2 protein-coding genes are annotated in these 3,200 nt (G+C 72.4%); both read right to left on the bottom strand.

Features of this window, described 5'->3' with window-relative positions:
- On the bottom strand, nucleotides 1–734 hold a 734-nt coding region (locus F8274_RS30260), incomplete at its 3' end, for an AraC family transcriptional regulator (RefSeq protein ID WP_151465775.1).
- 25 nt (nucleotides 735–759) lie between these two features.
- Entirely contained in the window at nucleotides 760–2,868 is a 2,109-nt protein-coding gene (uvrB, locus tag F8274_RS30255) for an excinuclease ABC subunit UvrB (RefSeq protein ID WP_151465772.1), read from the bottom strand.
- Nucleotides 2,869–3,200: the final 332 nt, after the last annotated feature.

Raw genomic sequence — 3,200 nt, 5'->3', positions numbered from 1 at the left:
CCGCCCCGATCCGCGTCACCCCGCCGGCCGCGCGGGGGTGGCGCCACTGTCGGCGCGGTGACCAGCGTGCGGCCCGCCACCGCGTACGCCCGCTGGAAGCGCAGCAGCCGGGCGACGGTCTTCGGCGGGAGGCCGAACTCCCGCCGGAACCGGACCGCCAGGTGGCGGCGGCTCCAGCCGACCTCCTCGGCCAGCGCGCCGACGCCCAGGGCCCCGCCGCTGGCGTCGAGGAGCCGCCAGGCCCCCACCAGGCGCGGATCGACCGACCCGGTCACCGCCAGCCGGGCGGCGAACGCGGCGTCGAGCCGGGCGAACCGGCCCGCCCAGTCGGGCAGGTCGGCCAGGTCGTCGCGGAGCCGGACCAGCCACCCGCCGAGCCGGTCGACCGGAACCGCGCGGTTGGCCAGCTCGCCCAGCGGCAGCCCGAGCAGCCGGCGGGCGGCCGGGGCGGAGAGCAGCACCTGCACGCCGGCGCCCTCGCCGGCCGTGCGCGTCGCGCACCAGCCGTCGAACGGCCCGGCCAGGAAGGCGCTCGTCCCGTGCGCGCCCCGGTCGGCGGCCCGCGGGTCGGTGACATCGAGCGGGGCGCCCCACCCGAGGATCAGCACCACGAAGGCGCCGGCCGCCTCCCGGCGCACCAGCGGGCCGGCCGAGTGCTCGCGGTAGCCCAGGTAGCGATCGACGTGGGGCCGGAGGCGGGGGTCGGGGAGCCCGATCACGGCCTCGGTGAGCACGCCGGCCTCCCCCTGCCCCGGGCCGTCACTTCACCCCGGCGGCGTCCATCCCGCGGAGTTCCTTCTTCAGGTCGGCGACCTCGTCGCGGATCCGGGCGGCCAGCTCGAACTGCAGCTCCCGCGCGGCGGCGAGCATCTGGTCGTTGAGCTCCTGGATGAGGTTGGCCAGGTCGGCCCGGGCCATGCCCTCCCGGGACGGGGTCGCCGCGCCCCCGCGGCTGCGGCTGCGGGTCTCCTTGACCGGCGCCTTGCCCCGCGACAGCTGCCGGACGGCCCCGCCGACCCGGCTGTTCTCGGTGTCCTCGGCCTCGCGGTAGATGTCGTCGAGGATGTCGTGGATCTTCTTGCGCAGCGGCTCGGGGCTGATCCCGTTGGCCTCGTTGTGCGCGATCTGCTTGGCCCGACGCCGGTTCGTCTCCTCGATCGCCTGGGCCATCGACGGGGTGATCTTGTCGGCGTACATGTGGACCTGGCCCGAGACGTTACGGGCCGCGCGGCCGATGGTCTGGATCAGCGACCGGCCGCTGCGCAGGAAGCCCTCCTTGTCTGCGTCGAGGATCGCCACCAGGGAGACCTCGGGCAGGTCGAGGCCCTCGCGGAGCAGGTTGATGCCCACCAGCACGTCGTAGTCGCCCTTGCGCAGCTCGCGCAGCAGCTCCACCCGGCGCAGCGTGTCGACCTCGGAGTGCAGGTAGCGCACCCGGATGCCGTTCTCCAGCAGGTAGTCGGAGAGGTCCTCGGCCATCTTCTTGGTCAGCGTGGTGACCAGGACCCGCTCGTCGCGCTCGGTCCGCAGCTTGATCTCGTGCATCAGGTCGTCGATCTGGCCCTTGGTGGGCTTCACGACGACCTCGGGGTCGATCAGGCCGGTGGGGCGGATCACCTGCTCGACGAACTCGCCCTGGGCCTGCTCCAGCTCCCACGGCCCGGGGGTCGCGGAGAGGAAGACCATCTGGCCGACCCGCTCCAGGAACTCGTCGAAGCGCAGCGGCCGGTTGTCGGCCGCGCTGGGCAGCCGGAAGCCGTGGTCGATCAGCATCCGCTTGCGGGAGGCGTCGCCCTCGTACATGCCGCCGATCTGCGGGATGGTCACGTGCGACTCGTCGACCACGGTCAGGAAGTCGTCGGGGAAGTAGTCGAGCAGGCAGTGCGGCGGGCTGCCGGGCAGTCGCCCGTCCATGTGCATCGAGTAGTTCTCGATGCCGGAGCAGAACCCGACCTGGCGCATCATCTCGATGTCGTAGGTGGTGCGCATCCGCAGCCGCTGCGCCTCCAGCAGCTTGCCCTGCCGCTCCAGCTCGGCCAGCCGCTCGGCCAGCTCGACCTCGATGTCACGGATCGCCCGCTCCATCCGCTCCGGGCCCGCCGCGTAGTGGGTCGCCGGGAAGATCACAAGCCCGTCGACCTCCTTGACGACGTCACCGGTGAGCGGGTTGAGGTAGTAGAGCTTCTCCACCTCGTCGCCGAACAGCTCGATCCGGACGGCCAGCTCCTCGTAGGCCGGGATGATCTCCAGCGTGTCGCCCCGGACCCGGAAGGTGCCGCGCTGGAAGGCCATGTCGTTGCGCGTGTACTGGATGTCGACCAGCCGGCGCAGCAACTGGTCGCGGTCGAGCTCCTGCCCGACGGCCACCCGCACGGCCCGGTCGAGGTATTCCTCCGGGGTGCCCAGGCCGTAGATCGCCGACACCGTGGCCACCACGATCACGTCGCGGCGGGTGAGCAGCGACATGGTCGCCGAGTGCCGCAGCCGCTCGACCTCCTCGTTGATCGAGGAGTCCTTCTCGATGTAGGTGTCGGTCTGCGGGATGTAGGCCTCGGGCTGGTAGTAGTCGTAGTAGGAGACGAAGTATTCGACCGCGTTCTGCGGCAGCAGCTCGCTGAACTCCTTGGCGAGCTGCGCGGCGAGGGTCTTGTTGGGCGCGAGCACCAGGGTGGGCCGCTGCAGCCGCTCGACCAGCCACGCCGTGGTGGCGCTCTTGCCGGTGCCGGTCGCGCCGAGCAGCACCGTGTTGCGGTCGCCGCGGCGCACCCGACGCTCAAGGTCGTCGATGGCTGCCGGCTGGTCGCCGGCCGGCTGGAACTCGCTGACGACCTGGAAGCGGCCGTCGAGCCGGGGAATGTCGAGCGCCATGACCTCAACGGTACGCCGGACGTCCGACACTTCCGGGCCGAGCGCGCACCGTCCCTGATCGGCTTCGATATTCCCATTGTGTGGCTCATCTCACCGGACTACCCTCGTACCGTAGGCCGCTCGCGGCGGCCGACCGGGCAAGGTGGCCGCCCCTCCGGGGCCCGGCCGCCCCCGGCACCGGGGGTCGCAGCACCCGAGAAACCGGCGTGCGCACCCGAGGTGGTCGCGCTCGACGCGCTGACCGGCCGCCGCGAGCGCCCCTGCTCGTCACCGAAACCCGGCAGCGGCGTTGTGCACTCGTGGAGACCTCTCCCGGACGCCGGCCGCGACGC

Source organism: Micromonospora sp. AMSO31t, assembly GCF_008868175.1.
In the GTDB taxonomy this organism is placed as follows: Bacteria; Actinomycetota; Actinomycetes; order Mycobacteriales; family Micromonosporaceae; genus Micromonospora.
The sequence above is the reverse complement of the archived record's forward strand: the minus strand, read 5'-3'. Positions and strand labels throughout refer to the sequence as shown.